This window comes from candidate division WOR-3 bacterium, assembly GCA_029858255.1.
GTDB lineage: Bacteria > Hydrothermota > Tepidihabitantia > SM23-42 > SM23-42 > SM23-42.
In genome coordinates this window covers 1-15,545 of sequence record JAOUFJ010000012.1, presented here as the reverse complement: position 1 = coordinate 15,545, position 15,545 = coordinate 1, and the positions used below count along the sequence as shown (strand labels likewise).

Annotated in this window: 16 protein-coding genes; 5 read left to right on the top strand and 11 right to left on the bottom strand. The window is 46.8% G+C overall.

The features are described 5' to 3' along the window. From OEV79_06715 to OEV79_06665, 11 genes are all read right to left on the bottom strand, one after another. Nucleotides 1–687, bottom strand: a complete 687-nt coding sequence (locus tag OEV79_06715) for a hypothetical protein (protein ID MDH4211125.1) — start codon at nucleotides 685–687, stop codon at nucleotides 1–3. 42 nt (nucleotides 688–729) lie between these two features. Further along, nucleotides 730–1,161, bottom strand: a complete 432-nt coding sequence (locus tag OEV79_06710) for a thioesterase family protein (protein MDH4211124.1) — start codon at nucleotides 1,159–1,161, stop codon at nucleotides 730–732. A gap of 52 nt (nucleotides 1,162–1,213) precedes the next feature. Then, nucleotides 1,214–1,846 carry a hypothetical protein gene (locus tag OEV79_06705; protein ID MDH4211123.1) on the bottom strand — a complete coding sequence of 211 codons (633 nt, stop codon included), beginning with the start codon at nucleotides 1,844–1,846 and terminating at the stop codon, nucleotides 1,214–1,216. Further along, nucleotides 1,843–2,352: a hypothetical protein gene (locus OEV79_06700; protein MDH4211122.1), complete on the bottom strand. Its 510-nt coding sequence runs from the start codon at nucleotides 2,350–2,352 to the stop codon at nucleotides 1,843–1,845. Before OEV79_06700 ends, OEV79_06705 begins: the two co-directional genes overlap by 4 nt. Before the next feature lie 73 nt (nucleotides 2,353–2,425). Further along, the gene (locus tag OEV79_06695; protein ID MDH4211121.1) at nucleotides 2,426–4,825 is read right to left on the bottom strand and encodes a M1 family aminopeptidase; all 2,400 of its coding nucleotides are present in this window, start codon (nucleotides 4,823–4,825) and stop codon (nucleotides 2,426–2,428) included. After that, the gene (locus OEV79_06690) at nucleotides 4,822–5,904 is read right to left on the bottom strand and encodes a hypothetical protein (GenBank protein ID MDH4211120.1); all 1,083 of its coding nucleotides are present in this window, start codon (nucleotides 5,902–5,904) and stop codon (nucleotides 4,822–4,824) included. The genes OEV79_06695 and OEV79_06690 overlap by 4 nt, the downstream gene beginning before the upstream one ends. Continuing rightward, nucleotides 5,904–6,368, bottom strand: a complete 465-nt coding sequence (locus OEV79_06685; protein ID MDH4211119.1) for an SRPBCC domain-containing protein — start codon at nucleotides 6,366–6,368, stop codon at nucleotides 5,904–5,906. Before OEV79_06685 ends, OEV79_06690 begins: the two co-directional genes overlap by 1 nt. 58 nt (nucleotides 6,369–6,426) lie before the next feature. Next, on the bottom strand, nucleotides 6,427–7,353 hold the full coding sequence (locus OEV79_06680; GenBank protein ID MDH4211118.1) for a T9SS type A sorting domain-containing protein: 927 nt from the start codon (nucleotides 7,351–7,353) through the stop codon (nucleotides 6,427–6,429). A 90-nt stretch (nucleotides 7,354–7,443) separates the two neighbouring features. Continuing rightward, nucleotides 7,444–7,749, bottom strand: a complete 306-nt coding sequence (locus OEV79_06675; GenBank protein ID MDH4211117.1) for a hypothetical protein — start codon at nucleotides 7,747–7,749, stop codon at nucleotides 7,444–7,446. Nucleotides 7,750–7,760: 11 nt separating this feature from the next. Next, nucleotides 7,761–9,140: a T9SS type A sorting domain-containing protein gene (locus OEV79_06670; protein ID MDH4211116.1), complete on the bottom strand. Its 1,380-nt coding sequence runs from the start codon at nucleotides 9,138–9,140 to the stop codon at nucleotides 7,761–7,763. 164 nt (nucleotides 9,141–9,304) lie between these two features. Beyond that, nucleotides 9,305–10,111: a hypothetical protein gene (locus tag OEV79_06665; GenBank protein ID MDH4211115.1), complete on the bottom strand. Its 807-nt coding sequence runs from the start codon at nucleotides 10,109–10,111 to the stop codon at nucleotides 9,305–9,307. 189 nt (nucleotides 10,112–10,300) lie between these two features. On the opposite strand from OEV79_06665, the gene OEV79_06660 reads away from it, so the two are divergent. From OEV79_06660 to OEV79_06640, 5 genes are all read left to right on the top strand, one after another. Further along, nucleotides 10,301–11,047: a hypothetical protein gene (locus OEV79_06660; GenBank protein MDH4211114.1), complete on the top strand. Its 747-nt coding sequence runs from the start codon at nucleotides 10,301–10,303 to the stop codon at nucleotides 11,045–11,047. Next, on the top strand, nucleotides 11,028–12,044 hold the full coding sequence (locus OEV79_06655; protein MDH4211113.1) for a hypothetical protein: 1,017 nt from the start codon (nucleotides 11,028–11,030) through the stop codon (nucleotides 12,042–12,044). Before OEV79_06660 ends, OEV79_06655 begins: the two co-directional genes overlap by 20 nt. 24 nt (nucleotides 12,045–12,068) lie before the next feature. Next, nucleotides 12,069–13,517: an ATP-binding protein gene (locus OEV79_06650; GenBank protein MDH4211112.1), complete on the top strand. Its 1,449-nt coding sequence runs from the start codon at nucleotides 12,069–12,071 to the stop codon at nucleotides 13,515–13,517. Beyond that, a complete protein-coding gene (locus tag OEV79_06645; GenBank protein MDH4211111.1) occupies nucleotides 13,517–14,869 on the top strand; it encodes a sigma-54 dependent transcriptional regulator in 1,353 nt (450 codons plus the stop codon). The genes OEV79_06650 and OEV79_06645 overlap by 1 nt, the downstream gene beginning before the upstream one ends. A 256-nt stretch (nucleotides 14,870–15,125) precedes the next feature. Next, on the top strand, nucleotides 15,126–15,545 hold a 420-nt coding region (locus OEV79_06640; GenBank protein MDH4211110.1), incomplete at its 3' end, for an FAD-binding oxidoreductase.

Here is a 15,545-nt window from a genome sequence, read left to right as displayed (position 1 = left end):
TCAGCACTTTGCCAGGACGCGTTGCATCAACAGACGCCGGCGTGTGGCGATCTTATTCTTGGCCTTATAGCGCTTTATGTAGCGTTCACAAAGTGGCGCGGCATACCTCAATTCATCCAGTGCTAGTTTGTGCTCGATCTCACTGAGGGCCAGCAACGTATAGTAGAATGGAAAGCGCCGCCATTTACCAGTACCATCACGATACTTACGGAGGACTTTCAGCCCAACGTGAAGCCGTCTTTTCGACTTGCTTAGACCACCAACTGCCAGATGGCGCCACAAAGACGCCGTGCAGATACCACAGCAGTAGAAACCCCTCACACGAGCAGGCGTCTCGCAACTCATCAATGCCCTGATCATTCCCCTGTTGGATCTTTTCAGTGCCTCTTGAACAATCGTTGAACTACCATCAAGCATGATCAACGCGCGGCTCGCTTCTTCACCAAGGATGTGACCGATAGCAGCGCTTGATACCACTCTCTCTCCCGTGAAGACCGTGATCCCCCTACGGTAATCAAGCTGAGTCGGTGCAAACATGCCACGGTAAGCACCCTTCAATCCCTGCCTGCCGGCTATCCACTCTATAGCTTTCGCACGGTCGGTCCGTGAAAGTGATCGACCCATGACGAATACTTCGTTGAGCGCATCCAATGTGGCGGCAAGACTATTGACATAGACTACCTTCATTCATACCTCCAACCATGCACCAAAGAGACCGGTGCTGTTATGCTACGGTTTCTCCCTAAATTGTTCTGCGAATTTACGTGGTGCAGGTGCAACCTTTCTAGTGTGGTAGTCAAAAAATACAACACCGGTCTTAGCATGAGCAACATCCCTTTTAGTTGCACTGTTCGTTATCCTAAAGAAAAAATCGCAGCCTGTATTGCCTATATTGCCGACAGCAACTTCGAATCTGAGAACGTCTCCATGGAAACTCTCCGATTTGTAGATGACGACCGTGTCTACCATGATAATGCCCACACCGCCAATATCCGCCTCGGTAAATCCATTTGCCTTCAGAAATCTTAACCGTGCCTCGTGAATGAGCGACAGCAACGAGTCATTCCCCAAATGCCCCCCGTAATTTATATTTTCGATACGCACAGGCATCTCAGTAGAGAAATCGAACCTATCAGGCAAATTCAGTTTCGTCCTTGTCACAAGCTTACTCCTCTCTCAATTCAAACAATATCTGGACCGGTCTTCATACTTGCTAACCATCGGGTTCAACAAAAAATGCTGCAAGAAATATCAGAAACGAAATCGCAACAAACGGCTCGGTTATTATCATGATCCTTCCAGCACCTTTTTCGATCAACCAAATCCATACTGCAGGTGATATGCGCGCGCCAGAGACGAGCAGCAACCAAGAAGTCCCAAGAACCGCAACGATAGAAGCCACGCGTAGTCTTAGACTGGTATCACGGCGGTTGTTCGCCGTGCTGAAAAGAACAAAGAAAACCAACAACGGAATTGTGAATATGACTTGGGTAGTGGAGACAATCAACCCGGACCAGCGTGTTGCCACCCAGCGCCATACGAAAGGGAACCGGTGCAAGACTGCAACAACTGACATCCAGGATGTACTAATTAAAGCAGCCACTGTTGCACCAAGCGACACCATTTTTCTACCATTGTCGGCATTGTAGAGATGCAGAACCGAAAAGAAGAACAGAAGAGAGAATGCAAAGACCAATTCGGTTAATGCCAAAACCGTCAACATCGGCCCGCGCGAACTGAACAAACGCACGAATGTAGGAGAAACGCGTATCAATATTATCACGACCCCCATCAATGCCGTTCCGATGATGGCAAGCAGATTCGCTACTTTGAGCACTGTTTTCATTTCAGAATTGCCTTGAGCTTGAGTACAATGTTATCGGTCAACGCGCGTAACTCTTCTTTTTTAGACGCAGATGTCATAACATCAACCGCATACTCATCGCTTTTCCACTCACCTGAGCCCGATGTCGTTATGACAACCACCCTGTCAAGGTTCCGCGCACGGTCGAGATATTTTTTCACGTCAGGTTGTAGCTTCCATTGTTCCGTAGTATGTAATATCAAAATTGCATCCCACTCATCCTCATTGATCTCCTCCAAGCCGCTGACATCGATCACGCACACATACAAAGATTCATCGGCGAGGTGTGTGATCACGCTTTCGACCAAAGCATTCTTAAACTCACTGCCCTGACTAACAATCAGCAGGCGGTTACCTGTCTCGGGCTCACCAACATCATAGGATTCGACAACACCTTGCCTGTTAAGCAGGAGGTATATGGCGAACAGCGCCATCAATAACACAATACCCGCAGCGAGTATTATCAAGACGATCTTAAATATCTTCATTGCTTTCCTTCAAAAATTCTATTCATGCTCTCGGATATGTCAATCTCGTGCTCCGCACCGTCTTTCTCACACCCTATTCAACGATTACGCACAACACAGCATTAAGCGGATTCGCCTCGATAGACACAGGTTTTCGCGGCAAGTGGAATTTCTTGGCAACCACATCTGTACCTTTGGCAATGACCTTCACTACAGCATGTTCCTTTTCGAAGTTAACGAGAAACGGCACCAGCATTTCGAAGGATGGTGAAACCCCACTCTGCTGAACGTAGATCGTTACATAGTATTCGCCATCAGTTTCCTCAACTTCGTATTTGAATTCGTAAACAGGAATATCGCTGCCATATACCCATTGATCAAAGAACCAATCCATGTTTCTATCAAAGTGTTTTTCAACAATATTCTTGAAATCCAGAGTCGTGACAACCTTGCCTGTATAGGTACGAACGTAGTCTTTCATCATTTTGATGAATCGTTCATCATTTTTCTTATCATAGTCAAAGAGCATCATCCTCAGCATGTGCAAAATGTACGCACCTTTAACATATGTGAGATAATATCCTTGCGGGGCATCGAATGAACTCAACCGAATACCCAACCACACTGGACCGAGTTCAGAAAGACTCTTGCCCCCACCAATGTCAGAGTATACCTGACGCCGCAAAATCCTCATGTATTTCTTGAAGGCATCCGTACCCTTCGTCATAAGCAGGTGTAATGCTTCTGAATAGGTGGCAAAACCCTCGTTAAGCCAGGTATCATGATATGAGGCGGTCATTACGGAATGCGCCCACCATTGGTGCGCCATTTCGTGCGAAGCAACGCCTTCGTGGTACGATTCCCATTCCCCGTACCAACGTAGCCCGATAACCGGCTCAAACAACCGCTGCCTTACCGATTCATCAAAGAATGCGGTGAACGGCAAAAAGATCAATGCAGGCCAACTGGCGGCAAAAGAAACTTGCGGCTGCTGGGATATATTTATAGAACGAATGGGGATTTCGCCGAAAAAATGATGGAAAACCTCGTAGGCGTTACGGCTCTCAATGGCCGCATTCTTACCAATCCCATCTGTGGTCAACTCTTGAGGCATCAACATCAACTCTGCCTGTAGATCACGATTCTCTTCGAGGGTTCTTCGGACAATGAGTAATGCATCGGACGATTTCTCGTTGGTATAGCAGGTAATATCACAAAGCGAGCTTTGCTGGGTTACCGCCGAAAATTTTCCATAATTGAACCCGGCTAACATGTATTCGATCTCACTATCCCACATTGAATAAACGAGGTTCCCTTCTGTCCACGTTCGCACTAGTTTGCCGGTGCTGAGTAATGTCCTTTTTTGAGGAACGGCGAATGTGATCAGGAAATGCCTGGGGTCGAAGATATTCGTATAGACACTGGGAAACCATGCAATGCGTCCGCCAATACTGAAATTATCACCGCCAATATCATTGATCAATCCTTCGCCGCCATACGCCAGGGTCAGATCGTATCGTTCACCTTTTTGCAGGTCAAAAGGAAATACAATCCACAGCTGAGCATCCTCCTTTTCCTCTTCCTGGATGACCAGACATGTATCATGATTCCCGAGGATCGCAGTTTCGACACGCAGCGCTTCATCCAGGTATACTGGCATGATTCGGGCTTGATCAAGCAAACATGTGAAGCGCATTTTTGCATCTACCACGAGCCTTTGATTTCCTTCTATTTCGACATCCATTTGGAGCTGTTCAACATCAAATGTAGGCCTCGCCCGTGGAAACGGTATTATGGGTCTGGAGCTGTACCATGTTTCAACCTGAGCACGCTTTGAAAATTTGATCTTTTCATACCGGAAAAGCGTCACTTCCTCCTCATCCATCGGGTCAATGAGATATAAGAACTCGTCACCGTCCATACCTTCAAGGAAGGCGCCGAAAAAATGCCGTTCTCGTGCATTGAGAAACTCGGCGATAACACGTGCATCAAAATTCCATGGAAACCGCCCACGAATTTTTTGCCGGAACAGGTGTATAATATTCTGAATCGAATCAGGGATACTCATACTCGTAACTTTCTGGAGGCTTCGAATTTTTTCGTAGGTGTCATCGGTAAAGAAGAAAAGCGCTTCTTCGAATTCCAGGTCAACATGCTCCTTACCTGTAAAACGCAAGACTTGCTGCTTTTCGATCGGGTCATCAGTAGACAGGCGAAAATTACCCGAACCTTCGAAATAGGCCGCAACAACATTATCAAAAACCGGGGCGAAAAAATAGATATGGCCGGATTTCAACTCAAACTCTGCAACATCCTTGTTGATCAAGCAACCGTTGACTTCTATCACATTAGACTCATCAATAGATAGGTCTCTCATACGGTTATATTGAACTTCTATCTCCGCCGTCGTCAATTCAACAGACTCACCCGCCAGCATGGTAAAAGTAAAGAAGAAGAGGATAGTCACTAATAAGATCCCGGGATTCATTCTCATTTTGTCATATCCTTTTCTACCTTGTTTTTCATTATTCCCAACATCCAGAAACTAGATTCGATTTCCAATGCTACTCTCCGGCGGCGGTTTTCACCCAACCCCATGTGAGCGCCCGTAACGAAATATGAATTTTTCTTCTCACTGATATAGTTCTTCGGTATTACATACCTGCAGGAATGATTCTCGAAATCCTCAAGCATTTTCAGATTCTCCACAAACCACTTGCTCGACCGTCCGGTCTTAAAATGGGACATAAGTTCGAGCCTCTGCACCAGGCATCCTTTGTTGAAAGGATTCTTATGCAGACCATCATAACAAGGCAACCAGACGTCCCACCCCATGACATTATAATGACAATTCTCGTTGAGTACAATACCGTATCCCTCATGGAACTGCTGGTAGCGCCTATCCAATAAATAGGATATTACATAATCTATGCGTTCGCTGACCTCGTCATCATTCATATATACTTGAAGTGCGCCGAAGGCGAAGATATCGTGAATCCAGGGCAACAAGAAATTCCCATCAGTGTACAAGTCTGGATTGATAAGAGGATATCTATCGAACACTGCTGGAACACGTTTGAATCTGGATTTATCGACATAAATGGAAAAATCTTTGTCTTTGACAAAATCGTAGATAGCACCGAGCCTGCGAAGGACAAAATCTAAGACGGGTTGCTCAGAGAGAAACCCACCAACAGCGAGCCATGCGGCCACGACAGTCTGATGGAAAACAAATATGATGTTCGGTTTATTCTTATTCATACTTCTCTGAAGCCAGGCAAGATAGGGAGCACATCTAGAGTCAAAATCACCCATACCCTTGCGCAGACCATAGAGGGTGAGTTTGCCCATGGCATTCTCAAAACATGCATCACGGCTGCCGTGGATATCATTGAATCCAGTGCGGCCGGTAATATTTTTCATCCAGTACTTCACTTGTTCGGATTTCAGCAGGTCGTGCTGTAAACGCAGCGTGTTTGCTGTTTTGAATCCTTCTTGCTCGAGCGCCGTAAGATACCGAATGACCGGGCCACCGTTCTCGAGCAACCAATCATGATATCTGGGATCCTTCATTATTTGTTATTTGCGAATAATCCTTCGAGATTTTTGAAAGCAATTGACCATGCTGTGTCAAAGTATGATTTGGCCTTCTGCCACTCAGGCGAATCTCCCCAACCTGCATGTATAAGGTGCACTTCCGTACAAACACCAGCAACGGCATAACCACAGGGTATGAAGAAAACCACCACATGTGTCAGTGGAACCGCGGTATTCATGAAATCTTTGAATTGCGGCGGTCCCTTCCACTCGAAGGCAATCAACTTGTTCTCTTCAAAAAGCGTTACCTTGCACCCAATTGTGCTGTTATTCTCTCTATTATTAGGATCCCAGAACAATTCGTACCTGCCACCCACTCTTGGTTCGACATCTGCAATATTTGTCAGCCAGGACTGGAGATTGTCGTTTTCCGTGAACATCTCAAAAGCCTTGTTGACATCACACTTCAATCTTGCCGATAAGTATACAACACTTTGCATTGTATCTCCTCCCTAGTATTTATTGACGAAATGATCGGATTGCAAAACTCACAAAAAATCACTTCACCTTTACTACTCTCATTACCTGTCCATCTACTGCCAAGAAATAAACACCTGAAGAAAAAAAACTCGCTTCCCACATACCATTCCTGGTCTCCGCAACTTTCTTACCAAGGATGTCGAAAATAGATATCTTCTTGCCACGGCCACCAATGACATTAACTCTGTCAACAAAGACCGTTCTGTCAGGATAGATTTTTTGACCGGCAGGAACATGGTAATTCGAATTATCTACGCCGACCTGTGCATCTAAATTGCCATAGATGTCATAATCAGTACGGAATTCGCTCCAGATCGCCAGGAATTTGCTACTCCCGAAATAAACATCAGGAGCAACTTGCTCGTAAACCGCGCTTGAGATCGGGAACGCCGCGCCGATCAAACTACCCGTGCCGGATAAAAACTGTGCCCATATCTGTGTCTCGGACCAGATGACAAGAAATCGATTGCCGTCATGGCACAGAGCGGGCGATACGTGATTCTCAGGACCAGAAGTGATAACGAAGGCTTCCCCTATCAGCGAACCGCCGGGTGATACGAACTGACCCATAATGTTATTTGTCGTTGTGTACTCTTGCCACACTACCAGGTAATTCACACCGTCGTAACAGATCCTGGGGTTGGTCGCACTCGGCGCAGATGAAATCGTGATACCCGGGTTTTGGGGCGATCCGTCCGCACCAATGAAACGGCAATGAATACCAAACGGCTCGGCAAGATTTTGCCAAACGGTGAGATATCTTGCACCATCGAAAGCTATCACCGGTGTGATTTGATAGATCGAATTCGACCATACTACATAACCTGTATCCAGCACCACCCACTGAGGTGTAACACGCGCTGCCCTGACCATTCTGTCAACTCCATCCCGGAAATCAGTCCAAACCACGACATAGTTACCAAGACCATAGCAAATATCTGGCAATTCCTGGATGTTTTCTGCGTTTGAAATAATAAATGTCTGTATGATGTCACACGAAGGAGTGAGACCCACTCCTATGATATTACCGCTCGTTCAGCAGCTGTCCTGCAATGCTACAAGAAGGTTCGTCCCGTCGAAGGCAGCGGCAGGGCGTGTTTCCGCCTTGTTCGCAAAGATTTCCCTTCCATCCGGGTCAAGCACCGTCCCGTCCAAAGCAATACGAGCAACGTATACAGAATAGGTGTCAACGCTGCTGTACCTGAAGTCGGTCCAGAAAACATAGAAGAGGCTATCGGCAAAAACGACCTCTGGCGTAGCTTGAACATCGCCTGCCTGGCAGATCGGAAAATCGCCCTGATTGAACAAGAACACTGTCACTAATATGAAAGAAGCCATCATAACAGTATACCTCAATTCACCCGTATGATCTTTTCAACGATTTCTTCACCCTCCATTTTCAGCCGGCAGAAGTACACACCAGCCGGCAGCCTCATACCGTATTTATCATACATATCACAATGCAAAATATGACTACCCGCATCGTCGTATTTATCTAACAGTCTGGAAACTTCAACACCCAGACTATTATGCACCGTGATACTGACCCAGCCGCTTCTCGGAATACTATATTTGATCGTGGAGAGATAGGCGAAGGGATTGGGATGAAAGCTAAGCGAAATACCGATCTGCTCCTGTTTCAGATCCTCCAAGCCGACATAGGGTGAGGTATTCGTAAACTCATACAAGATGCCGGTCGCGCTCGTCACGTACACTCTCATCGTATCATCATTTCTGCCTCGGCCGACCGCTATATCAACTGTTGCACCCGAGATTGCATCGATGATCGTATCGACCCACGCAGCACCATCCCAGGCATGTTCACGGATGTCACCACCTTGGGCGACCGAGTACAGTCTCAATACACCATCGCTCTTTGTCTGGCCAAAACAAAGGCCGTAGCGCGACCGTAGAGGTGCAGTAGGATGGATATCGACGCTCTGCCAGTTATTGGCGTCGTAGGTATATTCATGAACGTGTCCCAACATTCCCGAAGCGTACACGCGGTTCATACCGTCGTTTCTGCCATGACCCACGACGGCCTTGACCAATCGTTGGGGTGCGCTGATGGTCAGCTCGTCATACCCACTGCCATTCCAGGAATACTCCCTCAGGTAGTATAGGTACCAATCGGGAGCATAGATACGGTAGACTCCATCATTTCTACCTTGCGCAATGTCGAGCGGCCAGACATACCTATTACCCGAGCTTACATCAAGCGACTCCCAGTCTGAACCGTTCCAGGTATATTCACGAACCGGAGTGTTCCAACCACCAGCACAAACACGAATCGTATCATCGTTTCTTGGCTGGCCAATAACCTGCCCCGCATAGAATACACCGGCCGGACTCAGCCGGTCCATGAACCACATGCCGCTATCGTACGAGAATTCATAAATATACCCATCAGCGCAAGCACTGTAGATTCGATTGATCCCGTCTCGCCTGCCATCTCCAATACACAGACTTATCAGCCGGTAATCAGCGCTTGGTGGTACAGAACCACAATCCACCATCACCCAGTCGTTTCCTTCAAACGACCATTCGACGACATGCCCGTTGTAACAGCAGCAATAAATACGCTCCACATTATCGTTCCGGCCATCGCCAACCTTCACCTCATAGTATCTCGTATAGATACCAACAGTATCTCGCGTCCAATCGGCATGACAAAATGCGGCCAACAATAGCATGGTAACCAGCAACCATTTGTGCGGTGCTCGGTTTTTCATATACCATAACTCCTTTCGTGCCCGTGGACTGCGCCGGTCCGTTAGGCTACTTCCACGATCCTGCGATCTTTATCCTTTATGAGTATCTACATTAATATATATGATATACAAAACAGCGATGATTTCAACGTAAAAATGCATGATCCATGTCGACTGAATAAAGGTCATTCCAGGTTTAACGACAACAACTCATACATTGTATAAACATCGAAATAACCGATAGTATCACCGACTACATTTGTAGCCACACCCCGTGAATATATGCTGTCTTTAATCATCCCTTCTTCACCGATCCAGATGTACCGTTCATCTTCGCTTCCTAAATCAGTAACTACACGCAGCTTGAGCGTATAAAAAGTGCCGGCACCGACCGTAACCGATTCGGCAGCAACCACCTCCCGTTCTTCATACCACGGCTCGGTCATCATGACCCAGCTGGTGCCTATGCTCATGGGATAAACAAAGTATTTATGCGGTGGTATCAAATACACAGTATCGGCATCAAGATTCCGCGATAGGCCCGAAGTCATGTTTTTCATGTAAGAGGCCAATGCACTTGCCGTCCGAAATATCGCACCGTGAAGAAGATAGATTATATCTCTGGATGACCCCTCGACAAACCCGGGGATATTATCGGTCAGCGCGGCGATACATAACAGAGCGCTATCTGGATGGGCAAACCATTGTGTGGTATGGTGCAACGTCTCATGGAACCGATAACAAGACCAGCCTGCCACAGTATTGGTACCAGTGATTTCATCATGTCGGCTTTCAACGAAGAGATTCTCAAACGTATCATTGGTGACCGTATCATACTCAACAACCAAGAACCTGTACTCATGCTCCCACCAGTTGCCGACTTCTACCGGAAAATATTTGACAACAAATTCTTTCTCGCCCTGGCAACGGCTTTCGAATAAAACTACAGAAACGACAGTCATGACAATAGCTATCATGAACTTAAAGCGCATATTCCCTCCTTCTGCTCTTACATTGTAATGTGGCCTTGAACAAAGTCAATGACAGATTGGGTGAGATGTTTTCCGACAATTTTGTCGAACATTACACAATTGTCGTAAATCCTTAAGAAAAGTCATTAAATATAGAGAGTTTTACTGGCATACGTATTGCTAATATAATAGGGTATGAAGGAGGTATGCATGAGGAACTTTCCGAAAATTCTTATAGTGCTTCTCGCAGGTCTCACATTTCTTTTTGCTCAGGAAATCGAAGTTACCGGAGAAGTCATAAACATCGATGAGGTTACAGATGAAGACGCGGGTTACACGATCCTGCAGGCTCAGATACGGACAAGAACCCAGGAACGGATCATGCTGGAGCTGGGACCGGAATGGTATATTGAAAGCGACGTCGAAGTAGGGGATGAAGTCACTGTACGCGGCAGATATCTGGAAGCCAGTAAAATCCGTGTCCGTGAGATGATCTGTAACAACGTCACATCTGAGATCCGCAGCGTAGACTACCAACCGCTGTGGTTGAGAACAAGACTACAAGCGGAGAACCATCTCTACGACCCGCGAACCGAAGAAACGGTCGAAGGCGACGTCACTGATCTCTATATCGATGAAACATCCGAAACAATGGAAGCGATGGTAAAAGCACAGAACGGAGAACTTGTCAGAGTCCGATTAGCGCCAGAATGGTATCTCAGAAGCATGGTGCGCGTGGGTGACGAGCTCGAAGTGAGAGGCTCAACGGTCAAAGATAAAGGCGAGACGATGATCATGGCACGAGAGATGAGAAACCTCAGGACAAACCTGGAAATCGCCTTGAGGAATGCCCAGGGATTTCCTGATTGGTGTGGAAAATTGAAGGGTATGCACAAAGACCAAGGCAGACCATGCTGTCAGGATGAGCAAATAGGTCGTGGTCAGGGAAGACAGTAAGATCCTCAGCAAGGGAGGAGCAATATTATTGCTCCTCCCTCTTTTTATCTACTCATATAGCATTGAGGGTGTTTCGTTCGCCTACAATCTCACCAACAACATCAACGGGTTCGATCTGAGCGGTGGCGGGCAGATTGCCAGCCTGAGACCCTATGTTTTGAATGAAGATTTCGTCACCCTCAACTACAACGGCGATTTCTCATTAATAGACTTCGATCCCACAAACTTTTACATGGCAAACAACGTCGGGTTGGCAAAGAAGCTTCTCCTGCGCGGGGTAGGCAACAAGACGACTTTATATGCCGGATTGTACAGCTTCTATGCCCCCTCGTACTCCCTATACAATCTTGTCGATATCATTGGTGGAGATTCACTGAACGTGTATTTAGGAAATTTCCTCTTCTCACCCGATGCACGTGTGAGGTACAAATATTTCTATTCGGACCTCATAAGAAGTTACTACGAACCGCGCCTGAAAGCCGCAATCAGAATTCCCTTGCCATACACATATTTTACTCCTAAATTCGAGGGCGGATTCAGGATATACGGCGAAGAAGCCGTCCCGTTCTATATTGCCGAGGCACAACTTTATTTCCCACTGACGATAGATCTCTCGCTCGCCGTCTGGTTCGCCTTTAACGAAGTTTCGTATCCCGACACCGAGTACATAACACCTATCCAGTATGTAGACGATCCATTCTTTGAGGAAGAAAATATCAATGAGAAATATGAACTCGGTCTGTACGCCACAAAAGCCTTCATAAAACAACAAGCTTTCATTGAAACCCGGGCTCATCTCTTCCGCAAGCGTTTCTACGATATGGAAGGAATGGACAGAGAAGATGAGGGCGTAAATGTATCGCTGCAATATACGAAGTTTGTGAGCAGCACACTCGTCTTCTACGTAAAGGCAAGCACTCTGTTTAACTCATCAACGGTCAATGACTTCGATTTTGTGAAGAATGACCTCGAGCTGATATTTGAATTGATTTTCTGACAACCTTGTATATAATAGGCAGGAATGAAGGTTAGGAATCTGATTCTCATATTCATTTTTGCCTGCGCGTTGATTTTTGCCCTGCTGACCGTACTGTTCACGAATCGCAGTCTCGAACGAACTTTTCGGGAAAGTTCAACAAATTCCTTCTATCTCCTTTCGTCGATGGTCGATTACCTGTTCAAACAGGAGAAGGAGATCGAAACAACTGTCATTCAGAACCTGCGTGACAGGATCATCGAAACAGGATTTGATCAAACACAGCTGCTACAGACTCAAAGAGACGAAGAAATCAAGGGCATTTGGATAATACAAGGAAAACGCATTACCGGCGCGACTGAGTTCACTGGAACAGAGAGCGAGATCATCAATTTCTACCGGAGAAATCTGCAAGGCAAGAATGCGAACACGCTTATATTCCTCGACGACAAACCGTTCTTCCTGGTGAACACAACCGATCGCGCCACGGATTTTCTCCTGTTGGCAGAAGCGAGCGGCATCTACGGGATCGAGATCGAGCAGATACTTGATTCACTCATCACATCATCCAATCTCCGCTACTTCGCGATCCTAGATAAAGAAAACACACCTGTTCTCTTCAGCACCCTCTATGAGAATTTCCTTCCGCTCAGAGGACCGGGATATCATACAATAGGAACACCCGAGGGAAACATCTTTCAGATCGAAGATTTCGACTCTGATTACCGAATCGTGGCCGGTTTCGACATGGAATCACTGACAAGAATACAACGAACCAATAACATCTTCCTTCTCCTCACCGTGCTCGTCTTCATATTACTGGAGGCTGTTCTGCTTATCAGTTACACGAAATCCGAGCGTTTCAGGTTGATGAAGGAACGGGAAATAAACCGGCTAAAGGAAGTCGGCGCACTGTCAACTGGCTTCGCCCATGAATTCAGAAACTCACTAAACACCCTCTCATTGCTGGCCGACGGCATGGACAAAGAAAATAAAGGTGTATTACTGGACGAGACAGCAAGAATGAGATCGATAATGGATTCATTACGCCTGCTTGGAACACGGGAGATCAAGAAAGAGGAGATCGAAGTGAGCGAACTGGTAAGAGAATCTATCGCCCTGCTCGATCACGCGCTCAAAACAAGTTCAGTGAAAATCATAGCAGATGTCGAACCACGACTCATCTGTCACGGCAATCGTTCGTTGCTGGTAACCGCCATTTCTAATATAATAAACAACAGCATTGAGGCCGGGGCAAAGAAGATCGAAGTCACCGCAAATAGGAAGGGTCGGGAAATTCACTTAGTATGCACCGACGACGGCAAGGGAATCGAACCTTCAATAAAAAATGACATTTTCACTCCATTCTTCTCGAAAAAAGGTCAAAGCGGCATAGGTCTATATCTAACGAAGCGGATCATCGAGCTGCACGACGGTCGGATCACAATTGAAAGCGATGAGCGTACACGTTTCAGAATAGTATTGAACGCATGATGAACCGCACAAACATACTCATCGTTGAAGACGAAAAGAATCAGCGAATACTCCTGAGACGAGCGCTCGAAAGAAAAGACTATACGGTCCAGGAAGCGGAAAGCGGAGAAGAAGCCGTTACCAAGTTTGAGCAGGGTAGTTTTGACATCGTCTTGCTCGACCAACGTCTGCCCGACATACCCGGCATCGAAGTTCTCACAAAAATCAGGAAGATAAATCCAATGATCCCGGTCATAATTGTCACCGCTTTCGCCAACGTCCGTGATGCAGTGACCGCGATGAAGAATGGCGCTTTCCACTATCTCACCAAACCCGTGGACATCGAAGAACTCCTGCTCTCCATGAAGAATGCCCTGGAAACACTGGCATTGAAACGAGAGAACGAGGAACTGAAGGATACCCTCAGGGAAAGATATCGCTATGAGAAGATCATATACGCATCCGGGAAAATGGAAGAAGTCCTGTCGCTCGCTTTCCGGGCGGCAAAGAGCGACGCGAATGTAATCGTCACCGGAGAGAGTGGTACCGGGAAGGAACTGGTTGCTGGTGCTATCCACCACCTCTCTCCCAGAAAAGATAAACACTTCGTTACGGCGCATCTTGCCGCACTGCCGGAAACGCTGATCGAAGCCGAGCTCTTCGGGCACGAGAAAGGTGCATTTACCGGCGCCGACCGGCGTCGGATCGGGAAGTTCGAGTTCGCGTCCGGTGGCACGCTATTTCTCGATGAGATCGGAGATCTACCACCCGGCATCCAGGTCAAATTACTAAGAGTGCTGCAGGATAGAATCATCACCAGGCTCGGTTCGAACGAAGAGATAAAGGTTGACGTGAGACTGGTATGTGCAACAAACAAGATCATCGATGAAGAGATCAAGAAAGGTTCTTTCCGCCAGGACCTCTTCTACCGCCTCAACGTGATAAGGATCCACATACCACCCCTGCGTGAACGCCGTGAAGATATCACCATTCTCACGGACCATTTCATACGGGCTCATGCAGAAGCAGAAAAAAAAGAAATAAAGGGAATAACCGATGACGCAATGAAAGTTCTCTTGAGATACAACTTCCCCGGCAACATCAGAGAGTTGCAGAATATCATCGAACGGGCGATAGTCCTGACGCGCAGCGCTTACATAACGAAGGATGAACTACCTATTTCGATGGCCGAGAACGTCAAGCCCGGGATCTCCGGGCAACTGAACGAAAGAATAGCCAGGGTCGAAAAAGAAATGATCGCAGCCGCCCTGGACAACGCCGGGGGCAATCAATCGAGAGCAGCATCTGAGCTCGGTATTTCCGAACGGGTTCTGAGATACAAGATAAAGAAATACAAGATTTCCTCTAAGTAGTCATAATCACACCTCAAGCACTTTCCTGAAGACACCATTACAGGCACCTGCCATACACTTGAAAATGCGGACCTGGGGTCAGGTTTTGACTATTGACAATAGTGTCCAAGGTCTGTTACTCTCATCAGATTTTCTGAAAAGAGCACCTTATATGAACTTCGCTATACTCAGATTTTGTCAATAGTCAAGACCTGACCCCATAACACAATCAACTAGCATTCTTGAAAAATAGTGCAAATTGCTTATAATTGAATTAATGCAATACGCGAAGGTCGACGAGAAAATAATCATTAGATTGAAGCAAATAGTTGGTTCCGCGAACGTGCTAACAGACCCGGATACGCTCGAAAATTACTCACATGACGAGACCCCGCTTTACAGTTCATTGCCCGAAGCCGTCGTCAGATGTGCTTCGACCGAGCAGGTGTCTCAGGTTATGCAGGTAGCACACGAGAATCTCATTCCGGTAACTCCGCGAGGCGGAGGCACGTGTCTATCGGCGGGCGCGGTGCCCGCTCACGGCGGAATCGTATTATCGCTCGAGAAGATGACGAAAATATTGGAAATCGACAAGGACAACATGATGGTCGTCGTGGAAACCGGCATAGTCACCGAACAACTTGGCAAGGAACTGACAAAACACGGCCTATTTTTTCCACCTGACCCGGTAAGCATT

Coding starts and splice junctions, on each gene's coding strand:
- OEV79_06715 (MDH4211125.1), bottom strand. CDS start 687: ATGAAGGTAGTCTATGTCAATAGTCTTGCCGCCACATTGGATGCGCTC.
- OEV79_06705 (MDH4211123.1), bottom strand. CDS start 1,846: ATGAAAACAGTGCTCAAAGTAGCGAATCTGCTTGCCATCATCGGAACG.
- OEV79_06700 (MDH4211122.1), bottom strand. CDS start 2,352: ATGAAGATATTTAAGATCGTCTTGATAATACTCGCTGCGGGTATTGTG.
- OEV79_06695 (MDH4211121.1), bottom strand. CDS start 4,825: ATGAGAATGAATCCCGGGATCTTATTAGTGACTATCCTCTTCTTCTTT.
- OEV79_06690 (MDH4211120.1), bottom strand. CDS start 5,904: ATGAAGGATCCCAGATATCATGATTGGTTGCTCGAGAACGGTGGCCCG.
- OEV79_06685 (MDH4211119.1), bottom strand. CDS start 6,368: ATGCAAAGTGTTGTATACTTATCGGCAAGATTGAAGTGTGATGTCAAC.
- OEV79_06675 (MDH4211117.1), bottom strand. CDS start 7,749: ATGATGGCTTCTTTCATATTAGTGACAGTGTTCTTGTTCAATCAGGGC.
- OEV79_06670 (MDH4211116.1), bottom strand. CDS start 9,140: ATGAAAAACCGAGCACCGCACAAATGGTTGCTGGTTACCATGCTATTG.
- OEV79_06665 (MDH4211115.1), bottom strand. CDS start 10,111: ATGCGCTTTAAGTTCATGATAGCTATTGTCATGACTGTCGTTTCTGTA.
- OEV79_06660 (MDH4211114.1), top strand. CDS start 10,301: ATGAGGAACTTTCCGAAAATTCTTATAGTGCTTCTCGCAGGTCTCACA.
- OEV79_06650 (MDH4211112.1), top strand. CDS start 12,069: ATGAAGGTTAGGAATCTGATTCTCATATTCATTTTTGCCTGCGCGTTG.
- OEV79_06645 (MDH4211111.1), top strand. CDS start 13,517: ATGAACCGCACAAACATACTCATCGTTGAAGACGAAAAGAATCAGCGA.